The sequence below is a fragment of the Nocardioides sp. genome, assembly GCF_024509035.1.
Lineage (GTDB): Bacteria > Actinomycetota > Actinomycetes > Propionibacteriales > Nocardioidaceae > Nocardioides.
In genome coordinates this window covers 1,548-1,794 of record NZ_JANINT010000370.1, presented here as the reverse complement: position 1 = coordinate 1,794, position 247 = coordinate 1,548, and the positions used below count along the sequence as shown (strand labels likewise).

The 247-nt window shown below is 76.5% G+C and carries 1 protein-coding gene; it reads left to right on the top strand.

The features are described 5' to 3' along the window. Positions 1-247, top strand: a 247-nt coding sequence (locus Q0L15_RS21440) for an ATP-binding cassette domain-containing protein (protein ID WP_296606792.1), incomplete at both ends; no start/stop codon positions are given.

Sequence of the window (247 nt, the reverse complement as noted above, 5' to 3'; positions counted from 1 at the left end):
GGTCTGACCCTGGAGGCCCGCGACCTGGCGGTCGCCTTCCAGCTGCGCGGCGGCGACGTCGCCACGGCGCTCGACGGCGCGGACCTGACCGTGCGCAGCGGCGAGATCGTCGCGCTCGTCGGGGAGTCCGGGTCCGGCAAGACCACGCTGGCCCGGGCGCTGGTCGGCCTGCAGCCGCCGAGCCGCGGCGAGGTCCTGGTGGACGGCGTCCCGCTGGGTTACCGCACCCGGGACCTCAAGCCGTTCC